Origin of the sequence: Streptomyces sp. NPDC005492, assembly GCF_040605995.1 — a bacterium.
GTDB lineage: Bacteria > Actinomycetota > Actinomycetes > Streptomycetales > Streptomycetaceae > Streptomyces.
On the sequence record NZ_JBEXDX010000019.1, the window covers coordinates 22983 to 46526 of the forward strand.

General features: G+C 71.1%; 20 protein-coding genes and 2 pseudogenes. 9 read left to right on the plus strand and 13 right to left on the minus strand.

The annotated features are described in order from the left end of the window. Nucleotides 1-6: 6 nt before the first annotated feature. Together ABZT04_RS24745 and ABZT04_RS24750 are read right to left on the minus strand one after the other, a co-directional pair. Nucleotides 7-1776: an MFS transporter gene (locus tag ABZT04_RS24745; protein ID WP_356059271.1), complete on the minus strand. Its 1770-nt coding sequence runs from the start codon at nucleotides 1774-1776 to the stop codon at nucleotides 7-9. A 68-nt stretch (nucleotides 1777-1844) separates the two neighbouring features. Next, complete coding sequence (locus ABZT04_RS24750) at nucleotides 1845-2273, minus strand: MarR family transcriptional regulator (protein ID WP_356059153.1); 429 nt, start codon at nucleotides 2271-2273, stop codon at nucleotides 1845-1847. A 114-nt stretch (nucleotides 2274-2387) separates the two neighbouring features. Here ABZT04_RS24750 and ABZT04_RS24755 point away from each other — a divergent pair, with 114 nt between their 5' ends. From ABZT04_RS24755 to ABZT04_RS24765, 3 genes are all read left to right on the plus strand, one after another. Further along, nucleotides 2388-3269 (plus strand): PfkB family carbohydrate kinase, encoded by an 882-nt coding sequence (locus ABZT04_RS24755; protein ID WP_356059154.1) that lies wholly within the window; start codon nucleotides 2388-2390, stop codon nucleotides 3267-3269. A gap of 80 nt (nucleotides 3270-3349) precedes the next feature. Continuing rightward, entirely contained in the window at nucleotides 3350-3541 is a 192-nt protein-coding gene (locus ABZT04_RS24760; protein ID WP_356059272.1) for a hypothetical protein, read from the plus strand. 121 nt (nucleotides 3542-3662) lie between these two features. Beyond that, nucleotides 3663-5129 (plus strand): FAD-binding protein, encoded by a 1467-nt coding sequence (locus tag ABZT04_RS24765; RefSeq protein ID WP_356059155.1) that lies wholly within the window; start codon nucleotides 3663-3665, stop codon nucleotides 5127-5129. On the opposite strand, the gene ABZT04_RS24770 is transcribed toward ABZT04_RS24765, so the two are convergent. From ABZT04_RS24770 to ABZT04_RS24780, 3 genes are read right to left on the minus strand one after another with little or no spacing between them, the layout of a single operon-like run. Beyond that, a complete protein-coding gene (locus ABZT04_RS24770; protein WP_356059156.1) occupies nucleotides 5114-7915 on the minus strand; it encodes an AAA family ATPase in 2802 nt (933 codons plus the stop codon). The genes ABZT04_RS24765 and ABZT04_RS24770 overlap by 16 nt on opposite strands. A gap of 38 nt (nucleotides 7916-7953) precedes the next feature. Further along, nucleotides 7954-8736, minus strand: a complete 783-nt coding sequence (locus ABZT04_RS24775; protein WP_356059157.1) for an SDR family oxidoreductase — start codon at nucleotides 8734-8736, stop codon at nucleotides 7954-7956. A 27-nt stretch (nucleotides 8737-8763) separates the two neighbouring features. Beyond that, the gene (locus tag ABZT04_RS24780; RefSeq protein ID WP_356059158.1) at nucleotides 8764-9963 is read right to left on the minus strand and encodes an acyl-CoA dehydrogenase family protein; all 1200 of its coding nucleotides are present in this window, start codon (nucleotides 9961-9963) and stop codon (nucleotides 8764-8766) included. A 215-nt stretch (nucleotides 9964-10178) separates the two neighbouring features. Between ABZT04_RS24780 and ABZT04_RS24785 the strand changes: the two genes are divergently transcribed. Beyond that, nucleotides 10179-11432 (plus strand): FAD-dependent monooxygenase, encoded by a 1254-nt coding sequence (locus tag ABZT04_RS24785; protein ID WP_356059273.1) that lies wholly within the window; start codon nucleotides 10179-10181, stop codon nucleotides 11430-11432. A gap of 249 nt (nucleotides 11433-11681) precedes the next feature. Here ABZT04_RS24785 and ABZT04_RS24790 read toward each other — a convergent pair whose 3' ends face one another. Further along, a complete protein-coding gene (locus tag ABZT04_RS24790) occupies nucleotides 11682-13085 on the minus strand; it encodes a DHA2 family efflux MFS transporter permease subunit (RefSeq protein ID WP_356059159.1) in 1404 nt (467 codons plus the stop codon). 193 nt (nucleotides 13086-13278) lie between these two features. On the opposite strand from ABZT04_RS24790, the gene ABZT04_RS24795 reads away from it, so the two are divergent. Next, nucleotides 13279-13710: a MarR family transcriptional regulator gene (locus tag ABZT04_RS24795; RefSeq protein WP_356059160.1), complete on the plus strand. Its 432-nt coding sequence runs from the start codon at nucleotides 13279-13281 to the stop codon at nucleotides 13708-13710. A gap of 9 nt (nucleotides 13711-13719) precedes the next feature. Here the strand turns inward: ABZT04_RS24795 and ABZT04_RS24800 are convergent, their stop codons facing one another. From ABZT04_RS24800 to ABZT04_RS24825, 6 genes and pseudogenes are all read right to left on the minus strand, one after another. Continuing rightward, nucleotides 13720-14082, minus strand: coding sequence for an NUDIX hydrolase (locus ABZT04_RS24800; RefSeq protein ID WP_356059161.1), 363 nt, complete (start codon nucleotides 14080-14082; stop codon nucleotides 13720-13722). Between the two features lie 138 nt (nucleotides 14083-14220). After that, nucleotides 14221-14742: pseudogene (locus ABZT04_RS24805) on the minus strand (YciI family protein); the annotation flags it as partial. 51 nt (nucleotides 14743-14793) lie between these two features. Beyond that, complete coding sequence (locus ABZT04_RS24810; RefSeq protein ID WP_356059274.1) at nucleotides 14794-15783, minus strand: alpha/beta hydrolase; 990 nt, start codon at nucleotides 15781-15783, stop codon at nucleotides 14794-14796. A 90-nt stretch (nucleotides 15784-15873) separates the two neighbouring features. Next, nucleotides 15874-16515, minus strand: a complete 642-nt coding sequence (locus tag ABZT04_RS24815; RefSeq protein WP_356059162.1) for a molybdopterin-dependent oxidoreductase — start codon at nucleotides 16513-16515, stop codon at nucleotides 15874-15876. Nucleotides 16516-16604: 89 nt separating this feature from the next. After that, on the minus strand, nucleotides 16605-18752 hold the full coding sequence (locus tag ABZT04_RS24820) for a tetratricopeptide repeat protein (protein WP_356059163.1): 2148 nt from the start codon (nucleotides 18750-18752) through the stop codon (nucleotides 16605-16607). A 197-nt stretch (nucleotides 18753-18949) separates the two neighbouring features. After that, nucleotides 18950-19369: a TOBE domain-containing protein gene (locus ABZT04_RS24825; RefSeq protein ID WP_356059164.1), complete on the minus strand. Its 420-nt coding sequence runs from the start codon at nucleotides 19367-19369 to the stop codon at nucleotides 18950-18952. 323 nt (nucleotides 19370-19692) lie between these two features. Here ABZT04_RS24825 and ABZT04_RS24830 point away from each other — a divergent pair, with 323 nt between their 5' ends. From ABZT04_RS24830 to ABZT04_RS24845, 4 genes and pseudogenes are all read left to right on the plus strand, one after another. Continuing rightward, nucleotides 19693-20424: a type 1 glutamine amidotransferase gene (locus ABZT04_RS24830; RefSeq protein ID WP_356059165.1), complete on the plus strand. Its 732-nt coding sequence runs from the start codon at nucleotides 19693-19695 to the stop codon at nucleotides 20422-20424. Nucleotides 20425-20463: 39 nt separating this feature from the next. Continuing rightward, nucleotides 20464-20967, plus strand: a pseudogene (locus tag ABZT04_RS24835) (methyltransferase domain-containing protein); the annotation flags it as partial. A gap of 238 nt (nucleotides 20968-21205) precedes the next feature. Continuing rightward, nucleotides 21206-21895 carry a M24 family metallopeptidase gene (locus tag ABZT04_RS24840; RefSeq protein WP_356059166.1) on the plus strand — a complete coding sequence of 230 codons (690 nt, stop codon included), beginning with the start codon at nucleotides 21206-21208 and terminating at the stop codon, nucleotides 21893-21895. Nucleotides 21896-21951: 56 nt separating this feature from the next. Continuing rightward, complete coding sequence (locus tag ABZT04_RS24845; RefSeq protein WP_356059167.1) at nucleotides 21952-22815, plus strand: MOSC domain-containing protein; 864 nt, start codon at nucleotides 21952-21954, stop codon at nucleotides 22813-22815. Nucleotides 22816-22823: 8 nt separating this feature from the next. On the opposite strand, the gene ABZT04_RS24850 is transcribed toward ABZT04_RS24845, so the two are convergent. Then, nucleotides 22824-23438: a dihydrofolate reductase family protein gene (locus ABZT04_RS24850; RefSeq protein ID WP_356059168.1), complete on the minus strand. Its 615-nt coding sequence runs from the start codon at nucleotides 23436-23438 to the stop codon at nucleotides 22824-22826. Nucleotides 23439-23544 lie beyond the last annotated feature (106 nt).

Consider the following 23544-nt stretch of genomic DNA (forward strand, 5'->3'; position numbering starts at 1 on the left):
CGGCTCCTACGACGCCCCGTTAGGCCCCGCCTGTGAGGTCTCCGGAGTCTCCGCCGGGGTCGGCGGCCGACCGGCCGGTGTCGGTTCCGGTCCGGGCTCCGTCTGGTGGCCGCCGCGCAGGGCCGAGGCGATCGCGGAGACCAGGGCCATGCCCGCGGCGACGCTGAAGACGATGGCCAGACCGTGGTGGAACGGGCCGGAGACCAGCCGGGGGAAGAAGGTGTGGCCGGTCAGGACGGCGCGCTGGGCCGCGGTGACGTGGTCGAGGACTCCGTTGGCCGAGAGCAGGTGCTGGATGGGGTTGTTGCCGAGGAAGGTGGCGAAGAGCGTGCTCACCGGCGGCAGCGACGCGGCCTGTCCGGCGGCGCCGGCCGGTACGCCGTGGGCCTGGAGTCCGTGGCTCAGCGTCCCGGGCAGCGAGGATGCGAGCCCGGACACCATCAGGGAGAAGAACACGCCGATGGACAGGGCGGTGCCCGAGTTCTGGAAGGTGGAGCGCATGCCCGAGGCGACACCCCGGTACTCGCTGGGCACGCTGCCCATGATGGAGGACGTGTTCGGCGCGGAGAACATGCCCTGGCCCAGGCCGTTGAGCAGCAGGAGCGCCGCGAACATCCCGTAGTCGAAGTCGATGGGCAGCGCGAGCAGGCCGAGGAAGGAGAGCGCCACGACGACCAGCCCCACCGTCGAGAACGCGCGCGCGCCGAACCGGTCCGACAGATAGCCGGACGCGGGCCCGGCGATCAGGAAGCCGACCGTGAGCGGCAGCATGAAGATGCCCGCCCACAGCGGGGTGTCCTCGTAGTCGTAACCGTGCAACGGCAGCCAGATGCCCTGCAGCCAGATGATCAGCATGAACTGCAGCCCGCCCCGCGCGATCGCGGTCAGCAGGGCCGCCAGGTTGCCCGCGGCGAAGGCGCGCACTTTGAACAGGGCGAGGTTGAACATCGGTTCGGCGATGTGCGTCTCGATCCAGCAGAAGAGCAGCAGCAGGACCGCGCCGCCGATCAGCCCGCTGAGCACCCACGGGTTCCCCCAGCCGGTGGCGCTGCCGCCGTAGGGCTGGATCCCGTAGGTGATGCCCGCGAGGAGGATTCCGGCGCCGGCCGCGAAGGTGAGGTTGCCCAGCCAGTCGATGCGGCCGGGGCGGCCCGCCGAGGTCTCGCGCAGGCTCAGGTACGACCAGATGGTGCCGGTGACGCTGATCGGCACGCTCACCCAGAACACGGCGCGCCAGTCGACGACGGCCAGCAGACCACCGGCGAGCAGACCGAGGAACTGGCCGGCGAGGGCGGTGATCTGGTTGACGCCGAGCGCCATTCCGCGCTGCCGGGCGGGGAAGGCGTCGGTGAGGATCGCGGCCGAGTTGGCGGTGAGCATGGAGCCGCCGAAGGCCTGCACGATGCGCCAGAGGATCAGCCACATGGCGCCCGCTCCCGCACGGAAGGGATCGAGGGACAGCGCGACGGACGCACACGCGAAGATCAGGAAGCCGAGGTTGTAGATCTTCACCCGGCCGAACATGTCCCCGAGCCGGCCGAGCACGACGACGAGTACGGCCGAGACCAGCAGATAGCCCAGGATCATCCAGAGCAGATAGCCGATGTTGCCCGGCGCCAGCGGATCGAGGCCGATACCGCGGAAGATCGCGGGCAGCGAGATGATCACGATGGAGGCGTCCATCGTGGCGATCAGCACGCCGAGCGTGGTGTTCGACAGCGCGACCCACTTGTAGTTGGGCCCGGGAGGGGTCTCCTTGCGACGGCCCGAGCGCACGGCACTCAGCAGGGACGACCTGCCGCGGCCGAGGCTGTCCCCGTCGTCGGGTATGTGTGCGCGCTCGGTCACAGTCGCTCCGCCAGTCGGTCGAGGAGGGGAAGGGCGGAGGCGAGGGTCGCGCGCTCCTCCGCGGTGAACTCGTCGAGGACGGCTCCGAGGCGGTGGACCGACTCGGAGCGACGCTCGGCCAGCATGGCGCGTCCCTCGTCCGTGATCGCCACGATGCTCCGCCGCCGGTCCGCGGCGTCGGGGCTGCGGCCGACGAACCCGCGCTGTTCGAGCAGGGCGAGCGTGCTGGCCATCGCCTGCGGTCGCACCCGCTCCATCTCGGCGAGGGCGGTCGGTGATTCGGATCCGTCGCGGGCGAGCCGGGCCAGCACCGAGACTCCGGAGAGCGATACGTCCCCTACGGCGTGTGCCTGACGCAGGCGCCGTGTCACACGGCCCACCGCGAGTCGTAGATCGGACGCGAGCTGAGCGGAGTCGTTCTTCACGGTTACTGACACTAGATTTAGCAGCCTGGACTGCTCAACCAATTGTTAGTAAATGGCGAAGCCCGTGGTCCATGGTTCGTAGACTGACCACACGTTCGTGCACAGGGAGGTGCGGTGCGTCCTGAAGGTCTGTTCGTCGGTCTGTGCACCCTGGACGTCATCCAGCTCGTGGACCACGCGCCGGCCTCCAACGAGAAACTCACGGCCCGACGGCAGGTCGTCGCCGCCGGTGGCCCGGCGACGAACGCGGCCGTGACCTTCAGCCACCTCGGTGGCGCGACTTCGCTGCTGACCGCAATCGGCGCCCACCCGTTGGGAGTTGGGGTGGCGGCCGACCTGCACGCGCTGGGCGTCACCGTGTCCGACCTGGCGGCCGACTCGCCGGAGCCGCCCTCGGTGTCGTCGGTCCTGGTGACCGCGTCCAGCGGCGAACGCGCCGTGGCCTCGACCAACGCGACCGCGCACCGACTGGTCCCGCCCGACGATCTCGACGCACTGGTGGCGGCCTGCGACATCGTCGAATTCGACGGCCACCACATGGATCTGGCCGTCGCCACGGCCCGCGCCGCCCGCGCCGCCGGCCGTACGACCCTTCTGGACGGCGGCAGTTGGAAGACGGGCACAGAGGACCTGCTGCCGTTCATCGACATCGCCGTCTGCTCGGCCGACTTCCACCCACCGGGCGGGACCACAACGACGGATACCTTGCGCTTCCTGCGGGAGCACGGAGTCATCTGGTCGGCGGTCAGCGGGGGAGCGGACCCCATCATGTGGACGACCCCGGACGGCGAAGGCACGGTGGCCGTGCCCACGGTCCAGGTGGCGGACACCCTCGGCGCGGGCGACGTCCTGCACGGAGCCCTCGCCCACCGGCTCGCGCTACGGGACGACCGGCCGACCACGGAGAACTTCGTCGAGGCGTTGCGCGAGGCGGCGGCGGTGGCTTCACGGGCCTGCGCGTCGTTCGGTACGAGGGAGTGGATGCGGAGGGGGTGAGCGCACTCGGCTCGTCCACGGCTGAGAAGATCACCAGGACGTACGAGTCGCAGGACCGTACGGACCAAGGGGGAAACGTGATCGTTGTGCTGCTGCTCGGAGTCTTGGCGCTCCTCATCGGCGGGTGCGCCTGTGTGGTCTGGGCCGAGCGTGGCGGACCTCGCTGGGCCCGCGTCGTGGCGACCATCACGCTCACCATGAGCGAACTGCTGCGCAGCTCCGACAAGAAGCGGCGCCGGGGACTGAACCGGAGCGACGGGGGCGACGACTAGCCACGTCAGGTGGCGAAAAACGGTCATGGGACTCGCCGGTACGGAACGTCCTTCCGCACCTCAACCTCCCTAGACTGAGCCGCCGTTGATGGTCACATCCGGTCGGTCTCGGGAGGACCGTATGCCTCGCACGCCGTCTCGACGTACTGCACTGCGCGGCCTGGTCGCGGGTTCGGCCGCCGTCGTCGGGTTTGATCCCTTCAGCCGTAGCTGGGCGGTGACCGGTGACGGTCGGGCGTTCAGCGGCATCCCGCGTCTCGACGGGACGCTGGTTACCGACGAGGCCTCGCTCGGCGCCGACGCCGACGACTTCGGGCATATCGTGCACCGCCGTCCGGCCGCCGTGCTGCGGCCCGGCTCGGTGCGGGACGTCGTCGCGATGGTGCGGTTCTGCAATGGCCACGGCCTGCGCGTGGCCCCGCGCGGACAGGGGCACGGTACGAACGGGCAGGCGCAGGTCGAGGGCGGTCTGGTCATCGAGACCGAGCCGCTCGCCTCCATCGGCCCTGTAGGGGCGGGGAGTTCACGCGTCACGGTCGGGGCCGGCGCCAAATGGAGCGACGTCGCCAAGGCCACCCTCGCCCACGGTCTGACGCCGCCCGTCTTCACCGACTACCTCGAACTCTCCGTCGGCGGCACCCTGTCCGTCGGCGGACTGGGCGGTCAGAGCCACCGGCACGGCGCACAGGTCGACAACGTCCTGGAGCTCGAAGTCGTCACCGGGGCAGGGGAGTTGCTCCGCTGTTCGCCGACCCGTCACCCTGATCTCTTCCACGCCGTGCTCGCCGGTCTCGGGCAGTGCGCCGTGATCGTCGGAGCCACCCTGCGCCTGGTGCCCGCCCCGGAGACCGTACGGCACTACCTCCTGCCGCACGACGACCTGGAGACCTTCCTCGACGACCAGCGCCTCCTCGTCACCGAGCGGCGCTTCGCCTATGTCGAGGGCCAGGTGAGTGCCGACACCTCGGGAGCCTTTAACGAGTTCGCCATCGAGGCGGTCGCCTACGGGCCGCCCGTGGGGGACACCCCCGACGACACCGCCCTCCTGCGCGGGCTGCGGTACGTCCCGTCCGGCGTTCAGATCACCGACCTCGCGTACTACGACTTCCTCGACCGGCTCGCCCCCTCCATCGCCGCCCTGAAGGAAGCGGGGCTGTGGACCTACGCCCACCCCTGGCTCAACCTGCTGCTGCCCGGCCGTAGCGCCGCCGACGTCACCGCGACCCTGCTGGACGCACTCACCCCGGCCGACCTGGGACCCGGTGTCGTCCTCCTGTACCCCCTGCTGCGCGACCGCCTCCACACCCCGCTGCCGCGCATGCCCGACGACCCGGTGCCCTACCTGTTCGCGGTCCTGCGCACCACACCGCCCGAGGACACGGCCACGGTACGGCGGCTGCTGGAGGCCAACCGGGCCGCGTACGACACGGTCGCGGCGGCCGGCGGTACGCAGTACCCGGTCGGCTCGATCCCCTTCCAACAGGCCGACTGGAGACGGCACTTCGGGCCGTACTGGAGCCGGTTCGCCGAGGCCGGGAGGACGTACGACCCGAAGGGGATCCTGACACCGGGTCAGGGCATCTTCTGATCGTCGCCGCTCTGGTCCGCCAGCGCGTCGCGCAGCGCCGCGCGGGAGGCCACGCCCAGTTTGGGGAAGAGCTGGCGCAGATGGGCGGCGACGGTGCGGGGGGAGAGGAAGAGGCGTTCGGCGATCTGCTTGTTGGTGAGGCCGGCCGCCGCGAGCAGGGCGATCTCGCGTTGCTGTGGTGTGAGCGACGCCGGTCCGGTGACGCCGGTGGCTGTGACGGAGAGGCCGGTCGCGCGCAGCTCGTTGCGCGCCCGGGCCGTCCAGGGGTGGGCGCCGAGCCGTTCGAAGGTGTCGATCGCGTCGGCGAGACGGGTGCGCGCCTGAGTCGTGGACTTCACCCGTCGGAGGCGTTCGCCGTAGGCGAGTGAGACTCGGGCCAGTTCGAAGGGCCAGCGGTCGGTGCCGGGTAGGGCGAGCGCCTCCTCGAACAGGCCGATCGCCTCGTCGTCGTCGGCCGCGATCGCCGCCGACGCCGTCACGAGCAGGGCGAGCCGGGGCGAGATCGCGGCGATGCCGGCCTCGCGCGCCGCCGTGGCATGGGCGGACGCCTCCGCAGCCCGGCCCGTCCTGACCGCCGCCTCGACGAGATCCATAACGACGAACAGCGCCGGGGGAACGTGCGAGGCCAGCTCCCCGGCGCGGCTGATGGCGCAGGCGTGCCGGTACGCGTCCTCGAAGCGGCCCCGGCCCAGCGCGGCGAGCGCCCTCGCGTGCGCGGCGCACGACAGGTAGGAGCCCACCCCGCGCGGTGTCGCCCACAGGATCATCTCGTCGGTCAGCGCCCGGGTGGCGGCCTCGTCGCCACGGGCAGCGGCGACCAGCGCCCGCTGGTAGAGGAACTCCGTCGACAGCAGTTGGTAGTCGTGGGCCTCGCCCAGGTCCCGGCCCCGCGCGGCCTGTGCCTCCAACTCGTCCCACTCGCCTGCCGCGAAATGGTCTCTGCCCAGGTACACCAGTCCCTGGATCTCCACGGTGAGCGAGCTGTGGTCCCGCCCGTCGCGGAGCACGCGCCGCAGCGCCGTCCTGCACGCCGGGAGCCGGTCCACGTAGAGGGAGGTCATCGCGATCCGGATGATCCGGACCGGGTCGGCCTCCTGGTCGAGAGAGGCGATGAGCGCGTCGAGCCTCCCGAGCGCGGGCGCTGCCGTGCGCGCAGGATCGGCCATCGTGCCGACGGTCAGGGCGAGTTGGTCCGGTACCTCCGGCTTCAGCAGGTCGAGCGCCCGGTGCAGCGGCTTCCACAGCTCGGCGCGCTGACTGCTCTGGCACAGCCAGGCGAGCGTGTAGAGCGCGTCGATCATCGTCGCGTCGGTGGCGTCGTACGGCTGGTGCTGCATCTCGATCGCGCCGACCAGCAGCCGGTGGGCGGTGTCGAGGTCGCCCTCACCGCTGAGGAGGATGTGGTGGGCCGCCGCGACCGCGGCGACCAGCGGCCCCGCCCGTCCACCGTCGGCGAGACGGGCCTCTTCGAGGAGCCGGGGCACATCACGCAGATCGCCGGTCAGATCCGCCCCGAGATAGGCCGCCTCGGCGATCCGCCGACTGCGCTCGTAGCCGCGGGGACTCAGCTCCGCGGCGCGCAGCAGGGCGGCGATGGCGCCGCCCGCGTCACCGCGCCGTACGGTGTCGCGCGCCACCTCCTCCAGGAGACTCGCCACGTCCTCGGTGGGCTCGACCGTGGCACGCGCGAGGTGCCAGGCTCGGCGCTCGGGCAAGTCCGCCCAGTACTCCGCCAGGGCGCGATGCACCTCGCGACGCTGCCCGCTGGTGGAGAGTTCCACGACGGCCGAGCGTGTCAGGGGGTGGCGGAACGTCAGCCGGCCGGTGGCCGCGTCCACCTGTACGAGGCCCGCCCGCTCGGCGGGCGCCAGGTCTTCCACGTCGGCGTGCTCGGCAGACGCGAGGATATGCAGATCACCGGTGCCGTCCAGGACCGCGTAAAGGAGAAGGAGTTGGGTCGGAGCGGGCAGCGTCTCGACCCGGGACGCGAACACGGTCTGGAGCCGGCGGCCCAGTGGCAGGAGCTCGGGCACCGAGGCACCGGAACGCTGGGGGCCGTTGAGGGCGACGGGCAGTTCGAGCAGGGCCAGCGGGTTGCCCTGTGCCTCCGTCAGCAGCCGCTCGCGAACACGTGGCGCCAAGGAGGGGGAACGCTCCTGGATCAACGCCGCCGCGGCCGTCGTGTCGAGCGGGGGTACGTGGTGCCGGGGCACTCCGCCGCGTTCGAAGAAGCTGCCCTCCCCGGACCGGTAGGCGCCGAGGAACCCGACCCGGCTGCCGCCCAGGCGGCGGGCGACGAAGCCCAGCACCACGGCGCTGGCACGGTCCAGCCAGGGGAGATCGTCGACGATCACCAGCAACGGACGCTCTACGGCGGCCCGCACGAGCAGTGTCAGCACCGCGTTCGACACCAGGAGCTGATCGGACGGCGCCCCCCGGTCCAGACCCAGGGCGACGCTCAAAGCGGTGCGGTACGGGTCGGCCAACCGGTCGAGGTCGGCCAACAGCGGCTGAAGGACCTGGTGGAGTCCCGCGAAGCTGATGGTGCTCTCGAACTCCACGCCCCCGGCCCGTACGACCCGCGTGCCCGCGCCCTGAGCCCGCCCGGCCGCGCTGTCCAGCAGCACCGTCTTGCCCACGCCCGCGTCGCCGGACAGCAGCAGCGCCCCGCCGGAGACCATGGCCTCGTCGACGAAACCCCGGATCACCCCGAGGTCGTGGTCGCGCCCGATCAGCCGGTCGGCCGGAGCCGACGGCGCAGGACCGTCCCCGTCCAAGTACCTCACCCCTTCCGACCTCGGAACCTTATGCCCGGCCTCCACCGTCATCGCATGAACAAGCCGCCGTTGACGTCCAGTGTGGCGCCGGTGATGTACCCGGTGTCCTCTCCCGCCAGATGCCCCACCAGCCCGGCCACCTCCTCGGGCCGCCCGAACCGGCCCACGGGGATGCGCTCGGCGGTACGCCGCAGTGCCTCGGCGGGGAGATCGTCCATCACGGGCGTCCGTACGGCTGCGGGAGCCACCGCGTTGACGGTGACACCGTAGGGAGCGAGCTCCTGTGCGAAGACCTTGGTCAGCACCAGCACCCCCGCCTTCGCCGCCGCGTAGTGCGGGCCGGCGACCAGCCCGCCCTGCTGCCCCGCCAACGACGCCAGGTTGATGACGCGCCCCCAGCCGCGCTCGCGCATCGCCGGTGCGCAGAGGCGGGTGAGTACCAGGACGCTGCGCAGATTGGTGGCCATGAGGGCGTCCCACTCGTCGAGTTCGACGTCCCACACCGAGCCGGCCGCCGTACGCGCCGCGTTGTTGACCAGCACGTCGGGGCGGCCCCACGCCGAGGTCACCGCCTCCACCGCGCGCCGCGTCTCCTCGGGGTCGCCGACATCGGCAGACACCGCCATGGCCGAATCCCCGCCGGGATCAAGCGACTTGGCCCGCGCATGCGCACCGGTCCCATCCTGGTCCATCAGCGCCACCCGTAGTCCGCGCCGGTGCAGTTCGCCGGCGATCGCGGCACCGATGCCTCGCGCCGCCCCGGTGACCAGAGCGACCCTGCGTTCAACTACCGCTGGGACAGGGCCTGTTGATGACTGGGGTGTGCTCATCGGGTCGGGCCTCCTCGGTTGCTGGGATCAGACGACATCGGTATGGGGGAGCGGCCGGCCGAGCAGGACACGGCCGTAGAGCTCCCGGCTGGTCTCGACGCTCAGTGCCGCGTGGCGGGAGGCCGTTCCGATGTCGCGCCACGCGCGTTGCAGCGGTGAGTCGTCGGAGAAGCCGCTCGCCCCGGCCGTGTCGAGCAGGAGGCTGACGGCCTCGCGGGCACAGCGCATGGCGTGGCTGCCGTCCATCCGCAGCCGGGCCCGGGTTTCGAGATCGGGGCGGCGTCCGGCGCGTGCGGCCTCGTCGATCTCGTCGGCCGCGCGTCGTACATGAAGCGTTGCCGTGTCGATCAGGGTGGCGGCCTGCGCGACATTCAGTTGGTGGGGAGGCGCGTCCGCCGTGTGGGAGTGGAGCGGGGAGACGGAGCGCTTTCCGCCCGCGAGGTCCCGGACGACGTGTTCGAGCGCGCCGCGGGCGATGCCGATGCCGGTGCCGACCAGCGGCAGGTTGATGGACAGGGGGAAGACCACCCGCGCCTCGCCCGGATGGCGCCGGATGCCGATCCCGTCGGCGATCTCGGCGAACGACACGAACCGTTCGTCCGATACGAAGAGCCTCCGCGCGACGGCTGTCTGACTGCCTGTGCCCCGCATTCCGGCCATGTGCCAGGTGTCCGCCACCGTCAGCTCGGACGCGCGGACGAGGCCCAGCCCGCGCTCCGGTCGGCCGCGGTCCTCCCGCACGATGCCCAGCAACACCCAGGCAGCAAGGTCGATGCCGGATATCCACGGCCACCGCCCGCCGAGTTCGAGGCCCCCGGGTGCGGCCGTGACCGAACCGGAGGGGTTGGCGGCCCCGCAGACGACGGCGTCGGGATCCGACTCCCAGATCGCGACGCGGACCGCGTCGGGCAGTTGGGAGGCGAAAAGGGCGCCCCCGTACGCGATGCCGACGAGCCATGAACTCGACGCGCACCCCGCGGCCAGCTCGGCACACACGTCGACGGCGGTGCGCACACCGGCGCCCCGGCCCTCGTAGGAGCGCGGAGTCCCCAGGGCGAAGAACCCGGCCTCGCGCAGCGCCTTCAGGCTCGCCTCGGCCGGCGTGCGCTGCCGCTCGGTGTGCTCGGCGTGGGTGGCGAGGACCGACGCCAGCTCCCTTGCCACCAGGGCGAGTTGAGCCTCGGCGGCTCCGTTTGGCAGGTCGCCCCGGCTGTTCCGGTGAGTCATCGGGGGTGCCCTCTCTGTGGTCCGGTCCACGACGAGCAGCGCTGCTTTCGGCGGGGTCAAGCCGCCGCGCAACACCGGCCACCCTACCTGGAGATGATTCCTCCGGTTAAGCTGGTTCGGGAGTCCGTACCGGGTAGGGGTTTCCTGCCGTGTCCGCTGAACTGGTGGGCGCCCAGGCCGAGTTGCCACCGGAACTCCAATGCGAGGGGGAACACTTGAAGATCGTCGTGGTGGGTGGCGGCGTCGCCGGACTTGTCACCGCGCTCAGCCTGCACGCCGCGGGAATGACCCCGCTCGTCTACGAGTCCGCCCGCGAACTGACGGCGCTCGGAGTCGGCATCAACGTGCTTCCCCACGCCGTACGCGAACTCACCGAACTCGGGCTCGGCGACGCGCTGGACGCCATCGGGCTGGCGCCGGAACGGCTCGTGTACTGCGATCGCCAGGGGCGCCCGATCTGGGAGGAGCCGCTCGGTCTGACGGCCGGATACCGGTGGCCCCAGTACTCCGTTCACCGGGGCAGGTTGCAGATGATGCTGCTGGACGCGGTCCGCACGCGTATCGGACCGGATGCGGTCCGTACGGGCATGGCCTTCGAGCACTTTGAAAGCTCTGGGGATCAAGGCCCGGGCGCAGCGCACTTCGTGGACCGGCGAACCGGGGCGCCCGTCGTGGTCGAGGCCGATGTTCTCGTCGGCGCCGACGGCATCGACTCCCGCCTCCGGGCCCAACTCCACCCGGACGAGGGCCCGCCGCGCGGGAACGGCGTCCAGATGTGGCGTGGCATGAGCCGTTATCCGCACATACTCGGCGGCCGGACGATCGTCGTGGCCGGTGGCCGCCCGGGGGCCAAGTTCGTCGCCTACCCGGTCGAGGACACGGCGGTGGAAGACGAACCCACGCTGATGAACTGGGTGTTGGAGATCCGTCGACCGGGCTCGGCCGACGCACCGGACCACCGTTCCAGCCGTCCGGTTCCGCCGACCGAGGCACTGGCGGAGGTGGCCGACTGGAATCTGCCCTGGGTCGACCTGCCCGAACTGATCCGCGGCTCAACCGACATCCACGAGTATCCGATGGTGGACCGGGATCCCCTGCCGCGCTGGAGCTTCGGACGGGTCACCCTGGCCGGCGACGCCGCCCACCCCATGTACCCGATGGGCATGAACGGCGGCTCCCAGTCGATCGTCGACGCGCGGGTGCTGGCCTGGGCCCTCTCGAGGTACGACGATCCGGTACGGGCCCTGGAGCGTTACGACCACCTGCGCCGGGAACCACTGAACCAACTGGTGCTGGCCAACCGCGAGTTGGGCCCGGAGAGGATCATCGCCATGGCCGAGGAGACGGGCGGCCCGGTGCCGGCGGAGCAGGCGATGGCGGTTTCCCAGGGCTACAAGCGGCTTGCCGGGTGCACGACCGCTGTGCTCAACGGCAGGGATTCCTGGTCGGTTTTGCCGGTAGTTCCCTGAGGGGTGGGGCGGGTCTCCTCGTGCTGTCCGGCGGGAGCGGGCCGGCTCGATACGGTCGTGGTGTGGTCAGGGAGGGTGAGGGGGACTGGGCCCGGAGAAGACCATCGCCGCGGCCGAGGAAGCCGGCGCCGGGTGCCCAATGGAGCACGTGACGGTGGTCCCCCAGGGCAATGAGCGGCTTGCCGGGTGCTCGACCGTCGTCCTCAACGGCAGGGGCTCCTGGTCGGTCTCGCCTTGCGGAATGGGGCCTCAGTGTGCCTCCTCGTGGCTCCTGGTGGGAGCGGTGCGGCTCGATACGGTCGTGCCGCGGGCGGCCGCGCGGGCCGGGCCGTCGGGGAGGGTGAAGGCGAACGCGGAGGTTGCCGCGGCGAGGGCGGCCAGGGTCAGGTAGGCGTGCTGGTAGGCGGTGACAGGTGGGTTCGCCGCGGCTGTCGCGGGGGTGCTCAGGACCAGGGCCGTGGTCACCGCCGCAGGCGCGAACGCGCCCCCTGTCTGCCGTACGACCGTGTTGAGCGTGGAGGCCTGGGCCAGGTCCTTCCGGGAGAGCGTCGCCAGCGAGGCGACCGTCGTCGGCATGAAGACCCCGCCCATTCCGATGCCGAGCAGGAACATGTACGCCCGGAAGGTCCACAGGCCGGTGTCCTGGTCGCAGGTGGAGAAGAGCAGCAGGACCGCGCTCACCATGGCCAGACCCGAACCGATGATGATCCGGGGGCCGACCCTGGAGTACAGGATCCCGGCGATCTGGACGGTCAGCAGGACGCCGAAGGCCTCGGGGAACGTGCTGGTGCCGGACTCCAGCGCGGAACGGCCCTGACCCTGCTGGAGGAAGAGCGGGCCGAGGTACATGGCGCCGAGGATCGGCACCAGGCCCACCAGGTTGATCAGGTTGGTGTCGCGGAAGAGCCGGTCCGCGAACAGGCGGAGCCTCAACAGCGGCTCGGCGGTGCGTAGTTCGAAGAGGACGGTGGCGGTGAGCAGGACCGTGCCGAGGGCGAGGGCGGTGACCACGGAGAGGGAGGTCCAGCCCCGGTTGGGGCCCTTGCAGACACCGAACATCACGCCACCCAGCGCTGCCGCGCTCAGCAGCAGCCCGGTGAGGTCGAAACGGCCGGCCCGGTGGCCGCGGTGCTCGGCGAGGAACAGCGCCCCGAACGCGACGGCGGGCACGCCCAGCGGCAGGTTGACGTAGAACACCCAACGCCAGGACAGGTGGTCCACCAGCAGCCCGCCGAGGATCGGGGCGGCGGCCGGTGCTATCTGCTGCGGGATGATCATGTATCGCGATATCCGCACCTGCTCCCAGGAGTTGAAGGTGCTGAAGAGCAGCGAGGACGCGGCGGGGAAGAGCACTCCGGCGGACAGCCCCTGCACCGCGCGGGCCGCGACGAGCTGACCGAGACCGGCCGCCGCGCCGCACAGCAGGGACGAGCCGAGGAACGCGGTCAGGGCGGCCAGCAGCACACGCTTGGCGCCGAGCCGTTCGACCAGCCACGCGGAGGCGGGGATGGCCATGGCCAGGCAGACCGGATAGACCACGACCACCCCGTCCAGCGCGGCCGTCGTCAGCCGGAACTGACGGGCGATGGACGGGAGCGCCACGGTCGTGATCGCTCCGTCGACGATCGCGATGAACGTCACGCAGACGCACATGACGGGGACGACCAGACGCTGACCGGGACGGAGGCGCCGGGAAGGTCGCGGAAGGCGGGGAACTCGTCGAAGGGCAGAGGGGACGGGACGGCGTCGGGACAGCAGCACATGCTGAGCATACTCACTATGTGAGTGCTCACTGGTACCGGCCGGGGACCGTACAATCGGCTCTCACCGCGGAACGGGGAACGCCATGGCAGTGCACGGCAGCAGCGACATCCTGGTCGACGAGCTCTACGAGACGACGCATCAGCTACGGCAGTTCGTGGAGACCCGGCTGCGCGCGAACGGAGCCTCGGTCGCCCGGCTGCGCGCCCTGCGCATGCTCGCGCATGCCGAACAACCCCTCCGGATGCGGGACTTGAGCGAGATGACCGGTGTCGCGGCGCGGACCACCACCAGCATCGTCGACAGCCTGGAGCGCGACGGACTGGTGGAGCGCCTACGTCATCCGCACGACCGGCGGGCGTTTCTGCTGCGTCTCACCGACAAGGGCCGGAAGTGCCATCGCGAGGCCGAGGAGGTCGACGGCCTCGCGCTCGCGGAGGCGACGGCCGAGCTGGACGCCGAGGACCGGGCCCAGTTGCGGACCCTGCTCGCCCGCATCCGGAAGGCGACTTCCTGAAGTCGCTGCCTACACCGGTGTATGACCCTGCAAATAGGTGCGCACGGGGGCCGGTAGCCCGCTGTCGATGGCTTCGGCGAACGTGGCCCAGCGGAGTTGTCCGGCCGTGAGCTGAGCCTCCCCCGAGGGGTCCTCGCTCAGCAGGTGGCACACCACCGCCGGCGGTCCTTGCGTTTCCAGGAGACTTGAGCCGTCCACGAGGTGGCCGGTGAGTTCGTACACCACCCGGGCAGCGGTGGCCTGCGGGGTTTCGGCCTGGTCGGGGACACCGGACGGCAGGCTCCAGCCGGCCTGGACGTTCACCAGCAGCAGGTGTCCGTCGTTCACGACGACCGCGTCCACCGCGTTCTCGGCAGCCTGCTCCAACGTCATGTCCCAACCGTCCCTTCACACAAGGCGCGACCGTCCGTCCAGCCGCATCCGATCACGTTTCCTACCCGGGACACATCGGTTCACGCGGTGCGAAGGCGGCCGGCGGAGCGGCGGCCGCCATCGTCCCGATGACCCGGGTCAGGACGGTCGGCCGCCGAACTGCCAGTTGTGCACCTCGATGTCGGCGTACCTGTCCTCGGTCAGGACGGCGCGTGCCGTCTCCTTGTCGGGTGCCCGGAGCAGTGCCGCGGTGCCCAGCCAGGCGGTGCCGTCGTCGGACAACAGCGGTCCGTAGGCGATGAGTTCGTCCCGGCCGGGCGGTACGGCGAGGTCCGCCGCGGGCTGCCGTCCGGCGCCGAGGCCGAGCACCAGGTACCGGTTGCCGCCGTCCCGGCCGCCGGCGAAGTCCCACATGGTGCGGCCCAGGGTGTTGCGCCAGCGCCGTATCAGCACGTCCCGGTAGACCCCGGCCTGGTAGGTCGGCTCGTCGAAGGCGAACGCGCGGGCGGCGGCAGCGTCGAGCAGGTCGAGGAGGTGCACGCTTCCGGTGGGGGTGTCACCGTCGTCGGCCAGCGTCGGACCCCGGGCGATTATCTCCTTCGCGTACCGGTCCATGTAGGACCAGTGCTCCTCCAGCAACTCCTCGCGCAGGGCGAGGGAGTTTCCCCGGCCGACGGCCCGCGGCCCGACCCGGTCGTGCGGCTCAGGCGATCACGCGTCGGCCGGCCCCGTTCCCGGCACACCGTCGACACCCTCGCGGCACGCCGTGAGGAACTCGACGAGCGCCGCGTTCACCTCGTCGGGGCGCTCCTGCTGGGTCCAGTGCCCGCAGTTGGCCAGCTCGATCGGCTTGCGCCACAGGCTCGGCATCAAGTCGGGCAGTACGTCGATGAGTTCACGCGCGCCGGGGAAGGCGGGCACCAGGTCACGGTCGCCGTACAGGTAGAGGGACGGCCGGGTGACGACGGCGTTGTCCCAGGCGGCGGTCAGGTCCCAGTTGCGGTCGAGGTTGCGGTACCAGTTCAGGGCGCCGGTGAAGCCCGCGGAGAAGCTCTCGGTGAGCGCGTCCAGGTCGTCCTCGGTGAGCCACTCCGGCAGCACCTCGGGGTCCTCCATGACCGCGAGCCAGCCCCGCTCGGGGTCGACCAGCGGCTGCATGATCTCCCCGCTGGGAGAAGCGGCGGCGGAGGCGGAGTAGAGGAACTTGCGCAGCGTGGTGCGGGTGTCCCGCGCGAACTCGGCGTCGGCGACACCGGGCCGGTTGAAGTAGTTCCAGTAGAAGCGGTCCCCGAACCGCTCCTCCATCATCGCCAGCGGACGCTGCGGTCCCCGGAACGGCGGCGGCACGCTCAGCCCGGCCACCCCGAGCACCATGTCCGGTCGTAGCAGTGCGGTGTGCCACGCGACCGGAGCGCCCCAGTCGTGCCCGACGACGTACGCCTTCTCCTCGCCCAACTCCTTGATCAGGCCCACGACATCGCCCACCAGGTGAAGGATGGTGTACGCGTCCACGTCGTCCGGATGGTCACTGCCGCCGTAGCCGCGCTGGTCGGGCGCCACCACCCGGAAGCCGGCGTCGGCCAGGGGGCCGAACTGGCGGTGCCAGGAGTGCCACGACTCGGGGAAGCCGTGCAGCAGCACCACCAGCGGGCCCTCGCCCTGCTCGGCGATGTGCAGCCGGACACCGTTCACGTCGACCATGCGATGCGCAACCATGAACAGGAGCGTACGTGCCGTGATCCACTCCCGGCAGGGCGGGTTTTGGACGTGAGGACGGGTGATCCCGGACCCTCAGTCGCGCTGCCCCGAATCCTCGTGGTCCTGCTCCTGATAGGAGTAGCGCTGCTCTTTCCAGGGATCGGCGATGTTGTGGTAGCCGCGCTCCTCCCAGAAACCGCGCCGGTCCTCGGTGAGGTACTCGATCGCGCGCAGCCACTTGGCGCTCTTGTAGCCGTACAGATGTGGCACGACCAGGCGGAGCGGGAAGCCGTGTTCGGCGGTGAGGGGTTCCCCGTCGTGGTGCGTGGCCAGGAGGGTCTGTGGGGCCGTGAAGTCGGCGAGGCGGAGATGGGCGGAGTAGCCGTACTCCGCCCACGCCATCACGTGCGTGACCTCCGGCGCGGGCGGGGCCAGATCCAGGATCGCGGCGGCGGGGATGCCGTACCACTCGTGGTCGGTGGAGGTCGGGCCGGACGCGCAGTGCAGGTCGGCGACGACCGTGAGGTGCGGCAGGGGCGCCAGTTCGTCGAACGTCCAGGTGTGCTCGGTGCCGTCGGCGGTGGCTCCGTGGAGCCGCAGGTTCCAGCGATCGGGGCGGAAACGGGGGACGGGCCCGTAGTGCGAGACCGGCCGGCCGTGCACATGGCGCTGGCCGGGCGGGATACGGCGGGACGCGTCCGCGGCCTCGGCCGTGCCCTGTCGGTCGCTTGCCACGCGTGACGCCCCTCTGCGCTGGTGACCTGGTTACAGCTACCTTCCCGAGCAGCGTAGGCGCTCACACCCGGCGCGATCGAGGCCGGGTGCTAGTGCAGGTGGCCGTAGACCTCGGCGGTGGTTCCGGCCCGGGCCGAGGCGTCGACCGCTTCGGCCCTGGCTTTCGATGCCTCGTCGGGACGGCCGGCGGTTTCGAGAGCCAGGGCGAGATTGTTCAGGGTCAGGCCGGTCGCGTACCAATAGTCGTACTCGCGGCGGATCTTCACCGACTCGCGGTACGTGGCGATGGCCTCGTCCACCCGCCCCACCGCGTGCAGGGCCCAGCCCAGACTGCTCAGTGAATCGCCGTGGAGGACCCGGTCACCGGTCGCGCGGTGGATCTCGCAGGCTCGGGCGAAGGCGCTGACGGCCTCTTCCGTCCGGCCCGCGGTGTCCAGGGAGAGGCCGAGGTTGTGCCACGCGCGCCCTTCGAGATGCAGGTCGCCCGTGCTGCGGAAGCGGTCACGGGCTCGGATGTGGCTGCTGATGGCCTCGTCCAGACGGTCCGACCTCCGTAGGGCGAGTCCGAGGGTGTTCCAGGCCATCCCCTCACCGGTCAGGTCGCCGAGGGAGTCGAAGAGGCCCGCGGCGCGGATCAGCGGTTCGATCGCCTCGTCGGCCCGCCCCGCCCGCAGCAGCGCACCGCAGAGGTTGTTGCACACGGTCGCCTCGCTGTGCCGGTCCGCCAGGCGATGGGCGGCGCCCCGGGCGGCTCGGCCGACGGCGATCCCGTCGTCGAAGAACCGGCGCCAGCGCAGAAACTCGGCCACGCTCAAGGCCAGGCGGACGGAATCCCGCGCGAGACGGTCGCCGGTCCACTGGGCCGCGGCGACCAGGTTGACGCGCTCCGCGTCGAGCCAGGCCAATGCCTCCGCACGCCCCGCGAAGACCTCCGGTACGGATTCGCCCCGCGGCGACCGCAGTTGGCGGTCCGCGGCCTCCGCCAGAGAGCGGTAGAAACTCAGCAGGCGCTCACGCGCCCGTTCGCCCTCCTCCGCCAGCGCGGGGTCGTCGGCCGTCAGCGTCGCCGTGTAGCCGCGGACGAGGTCGTGGATACGCCACCGCTCGGACATGCCCGTGGGCGCCGGTAACGCGGTGATGAGGTGAGCGTGGGCCAGGTCGTCCAACAGGCGCAGCGCCGTGGCAGGGCGCAGGCCGGTCATGGCCGCCGCCGCGTCGGTGCTCATCTCGGTGCTGGGTGCCAGCGCCACCGCGCGCAGCATCCTCGCCTGGCCGGTACCCAGCCTGCCGAACGACACGTCGAACACCGGAGGCAGGGCCAGGGACTTGCTGTACTGGTCGACTCCCTCACTGACCAGAGCGCGTGTCGTGTCGGTGGCCGTCCGCAACTCGTCCACCAGCGAAGCGATCGGACGGTCCGGGCGACGGCGTACCAGCATGGCGGCGGCGATCTGCAGCGCCAGTGGCAGATGGCCGCACAGTCGGGCCAGGTCCCGCACGGCCCCGGTCTCTTGGAAGGGCCGGTCGTCGTCGGGGTCGCGCAGACGCAGAGCGGTGGCGATCAGGGATACGGAGTTGTCCGGACTGAGAGCATCCAGGGCGAGCTGCCGGGCGGGCAGGGAGTCGAGGCGATCACGGGAGGTGATCAGGACCCGGTGCCGATCGCTTCCGGGAAGCAGCGGGGAGACCTGCTCCGGGGTGGAGGCATTGTCGAGCAGAAGCAGTACGGACTGATTCCGGTCGGCGAGATTGGCGAGGCGGCTCCGGTACAACGCGTACGGGTCGACGTCCTCGGTCGGGAGTTGGACGTGCCCCACGCCGAGCGCGTGAAGGAGAGAGGTGACGGCCTGCTCGGCGGTCAACGGAGTGTCGTTGTAGCCGCCCAGGTCGATGAAGAGAGTGCCGCCCGGAAACCACTTCCGGGCGCAGGCGGTGTGCGCGGCATCCAGCGCGAGCGCGGTCTTGCCGATGCCCCCCAGCCCGGTCACGGCACAGATCACGGCCGACCTCGGGGTGGTCCCCGGGTCGGTGGGGCGCAGGACGTCGAGCAGCTTGGTCATTTCGGTACGCCTGCCGGTGAAGCCCGCGGGGGCCGCCGGCAGGGCCGAGAGAGCGGTGAGCGGAGCGCAGCGGCACTGGTTGACGACGACTTTTCCGGTGACCGGGCCTCGGAATTCGCTGCCCCGGAAGTCGACGTGGTCGTGGTGCCCGTCTTCGTTCGGAGCCGCCTTCTCCACCCGTTGCCCCCGCGACCGTGCCCCGCGCTAGCCTTGCGCTTCGGGCATTCAAGGTAGGGCATCTCGGGCTGCTGGTGAATGCAATGAGGGGTTTTGTCGCGACCTCTCGATTTATCGGCGAGGTTCGACCATCGGCCGGGCGCGGGTCCCGCGTGAAGGGCCCGCGCCGATCAACACCGGACCATGACGGCCGTGGGTCAGACGGTCGCCAGGGACACCTCCGTCGATTTGATCAGCGCGACGACCGGCGAACCGGTCCGCAGATCCAGGTCGCCGACCGCGTCCTTCGTGATCGCCGCGGTCAGCTCGCCCCCGTCGACCGTGACCTTGACGACGGCCATCGCCCCGCCGGCGGTGACATCGCTGACCGTGCCGGGCAGTTGATTCCGGATGGACAGCCCCGCCACACGGTCAGTGGCGAGCGCGACCTCGGTGGACTTCATCATCGCGCGTACGGCCGTACCCTCGGCGAGACCCAGATCCTTCACCGCTTCCAGCGTGATCGCCGCGGTGAGGTCCTGGCCGCCGTCGAGGCGCACCTTCACGGTCGCCATCACCGCGCCGGGAGTGACCGCGGTGACGGTGCCGGGAATCTGGTTGCGAATGCTCAAGCTCATGACGGAACGCCTCACAGAGAAATGGTGCGGAATGCCGGATTTCTCACCGACTGTGAGTCCACAAGCTAGTCGCTTCGGCCGCGCCCGTCACAGACCTCGTCGCATACGCCACCTGGGAGTTGACTTCGTCCTGGTACTTCGGAGGAGTGCGCGGACGGAGGCGTCGAGTGCCGGAATACCGCCATGCCGACTGGGTAATTCGCGTTTGCCGGAGCAATGCGGGAAATGGTCTCGCACATGCAGGGTGTTCCGACCGCCTGCTCCCGTATCCGCGTTTGGGTCCGACCACCGTCCGGGTACGGTCGTGCGGGAGGTGATGGCTCGTGATCCAGATCGTGGAGCACGCACCGCACGAAGGCCCCTACGCCATCGGCGCCGCGCTCGACGCGGCCGGGCTGCCGACCCGCGTCTGCCGGACCTGGGTGGGCGACCCCGTGCCGGAGACGGCCGACGACCTGGTGGGCCTGGTGGTGATGGGCGGAGCGATGGCCGCCTACGAGGACTTCCCCGGTCGTAGCGCGGAACTGGCGCTGCTGCGTGCCGCGTTGGCGGCCGAGGTCCCCGTCCTGGGCGTGTGTCTCGGCGCGCAGTTGCTGGCCGTCGCGGCCGGTGGTGCGGGGCGGCCCGGCAGTGGCGCGCAGATCGGCTGGGCCGACGTACGGATGACGGAGGCCGCGCGCACCGACACCCTGTTCGCCGCCGTGCCCGAGCGGCTGCGGGTGCTGCACTGGCACGGCGACACGATGGACCTGCCGGCCGGGGCGACCCTGCTGGCCTCGTGCGACCGCTACCCGGTACAGGCGTTCCGGATCGGCGGCTCGGCGTGGGGAACGCAGTTCCACCTGGAGGTGGACGAGGCCGCGGTCGGCGCCTTCGCCCACGCGTTCCCGCAGGAGGCGTCCACCGCCCCGGGGCTGGTGGACGCCGCACCCGCCGAACTGGCCGCACTGGCCCGCCATCGTGACGGGGTGTTCGAGCGCTTCGCCGCCTTCGTCGCGGAGCGGGCCCAACAGTCGGCGACCCGCGCCTACTTCACCCGGCGAGCCGCGGGCTAAGAGGAACAGTTCGCGCAGGACGGCCCCCGGTACGCGGCGGCGGTCGACCGCATGGGACTCCGCCCCGGCCTGCGCGTCCTCGACCTGGGCCGCGGCACCGGACGCGCACTGCCCGCGCTGCGCGCCCGGGTCGGCGACGACGGCCTCGCCGTAGGCCGACCTCACGCCCGCGATGCTCGCCGCCGCGCTCAGAGAAGGCCGCGACAAGGACGGCCGGCTGCTCCTGGCCGACGCCTGCCGACTCCCGCTGCCGCCGCCGCGGTGGACGCGGTCTTCAGCGCGGGCCTGGTCAACCACGTACCCGACGTGGTGACCGCCCTGCACGCATGGGCCCGCGTCACCGCCCCGGACGGCCCCCTGCTCCTGTTCCACCCCTCCGGCCGCGCCGAACGTGCCGCCCGCGACGGCCGCCCCCTCGACCCGGACGGCCCCCTCGCCGAGGAGAACCTCCGCCCGGCCCCGCGGGCGACCGGCTGGGACCTGTCCCGCTACGAGGACGCGCCGCACCACTTCCTGGCCCGGGCGTCCCGGGTCCCCGGGTGACGTATCGAGAAGTACGCCCTCGAACCCGGCGTCGAGGAGGACACCCCGCCTGATCCCGGTCACCTGGCACAGCGCCGGTGCCCGCCCCGCCTTCCCGCACGGCGCCGCCCTCGCGGTCGTGGCACCAGGCTGGTGGGCGGGACGGCCGGCACCCTGATCCTGCTCACGTGGTGAAGCGAGCGAGCGGGCCTGGCGGAATCCGATTGCTGAGAGTGATCCGGCTGATTAGGTTCACCGCATGGCTGATGACGAACCCACGCGGGCCGCGCGCCTGCTCGATGCCCAGGCCAAGGCCGCCCTGCTCTTCACGGCGATCGAGGAGCGCGGGCTCGTGGCGCCCGGCGAGGGCGAGCGGGCGGTCAGCGACCGGGTCCGCGACCTCGCCAACGAGATGTTCGGCACGACCCGGCACTGGCACAAGCGGATCGTGCGCTCCGGCCCGAACACCCTCAAGCCGTACAAGGAGAACCCGCCGGACCGGGTGATCGGCACGGACGACATCGTGTTCGCCGACTTCGGACCGATCTTCGAGGAGTACGAGGCCGACTTCGGCCGGACCTTCGTCCTGGGCGACGACCCGGTCAAGCACCGGCTGCGCGACGACCTGCCCAAGGTGTTCGCGGCGGGCAGGCGCATCTTCGAGAACACCCCGGACATCACCGGCCGGCGCCTGCACACCGAGATCTCCCGCCTGGCCGACAAGGCGGGCTGGGAACTGGGCGGCTGGCACGCCGGACACCTGGTCGGCGAGTTCCCCCACGAAACGATCGAGGGCGCCCACGTCGAGTCGTACATCACCCCCGACAACGACACCCCACTGCGCCGCACCGACAAGGCGGGCCGCACCTGCCACTGGATCCTGGAGATCCATCTCATCGACAGCGCACGCGGATTCGGCGGTTTCTACGAGGAGTTGCTCACCCTCTGAGCCCTTTGCTCCCTCTGACGCCGAGTGAGTGCCTTGTCGGCGGCCATAGTTGATCCATGGGAACTGTCGTGGCGCTGTACCGGTATCCGGTGAAGTCGATGCTGGGCGAAGCCGTGATCGCGGCGACGGTCACGGAGAGCGGGCTCTCCGGGGACCGGGTGTACGCCGTTCTCGACGGGACGGGCGCGGTCGGCAGCGCCAAACACCCCCGGAAGTGGGGGCAGTTGCTGCGCTGCCGGAGCCGTTTCGACGAATCCGACGCGGTCCGGGTCGTCCTGCCGGACGGGACCGCGCTGCCGGTCGAAGACCCGGACCTGGACGGGGAGTTGTCGGCGCTGCTGGGCCGCCGGGTGTTCGTCTCGGCCGTCGTACCGGAGCAGAGCAGACTGGAGCGCGCGGTGCCCGCGTACGAGGGCGGGGTCCCGGAGGCCGTGCGGGAGTCGGCGACCGTGGACGCGACGGGGGAGAGCATCACCACGGGCGGGGTCGCCCCGGGGACGTTCTTCGACTTCGGCCGGGTCCATCTCGTCACAACGGCTGCCCTGGACCGGATGCGGACCGTGTACCCCGCGGGGGACTTCGACGCGCGCCGCTTCCGGCCGAACCTGGTCGTGAACACCCTTGACGGGCCCGGCTTCCCGGAGGACGCCTGGGTGGGGTCGCGCCTGCGGGTGGGGGAGGCGCTGTTCCGGGTGCTGGTGCCCACACCCCGCTGCGTGATCCCCACCCTCGGCCACGACGAACTGCCGCCGGACCCCGGCATCATGCGTGCCGTCGCCCGCGACCACCGGATACCGGTCTTCGACCTGGGCCGACTGTCGTGCCTCGGCGTCTACCTGGACGTACTGGAGGCGGGCACGGTCCGGGTGGGCGACCCGATCACGTTGGAGGCGACAGGCCGCCCACGCGACCCCCTCTGACGGACCGGTCACTCCACGAAGCGGTACTTCAGATGGGTGGCGAGTGACGTCTCGACCACCCTGACCTGCTCGACGCGCCGACGTCCGGTGGCCGGCCCCTCGAAGAGCCGGAGTCCGTCGCCGAGGAGGGCGGGCACCACGTGCAGTTGGAGTTCCTCGATGAGGCCGGCCCCGAGGTACTGCCGTACGGTGCTCGCGCCGCCCGCGATGTCGACGTTCCGGTCGCCCGCGACCGCCTTCGCCCGACTCAGGGCGCTGTGGATGCCCTCGGTGACGAAGGTGAAGGTGGTGCCGCCCTCCTTGACGAGGGTGGGCCGGGGGCGGTGGGTGAGCACGAAGACCGGGGTCCGGAAGGGCGGGTCGGCGCCCCAGAACTCCTCGCCGGTGTCGTACATCGTCCGGCCCATCACCACCGCACCGGTGGCGTCGAACCACTCCCGCATCAACTCGGAGTCGCGGTTCTCCTCCCCACCGGTCATACCCTGGCGCTCCCGCCAGCTCGCCAGGTTGTGAATCCACTCGAAGAGCGGCTCGGCGCCGTCGCCTCCCGGGTTGTCGACGGTGACATCGGTGCCGGCGATATAGCCGTCGAGGGAGATGGCCAGATCCGCGGTTACGGTCACGGTGGTGCTCCTGAGTCGTGGAGGTCGTGCCTTCACTCTCACGTCGATCGGGAACCGGCGTATTCGACACACCGCCGACCGGGGATCTCCCGGACGAGGGCCTGCG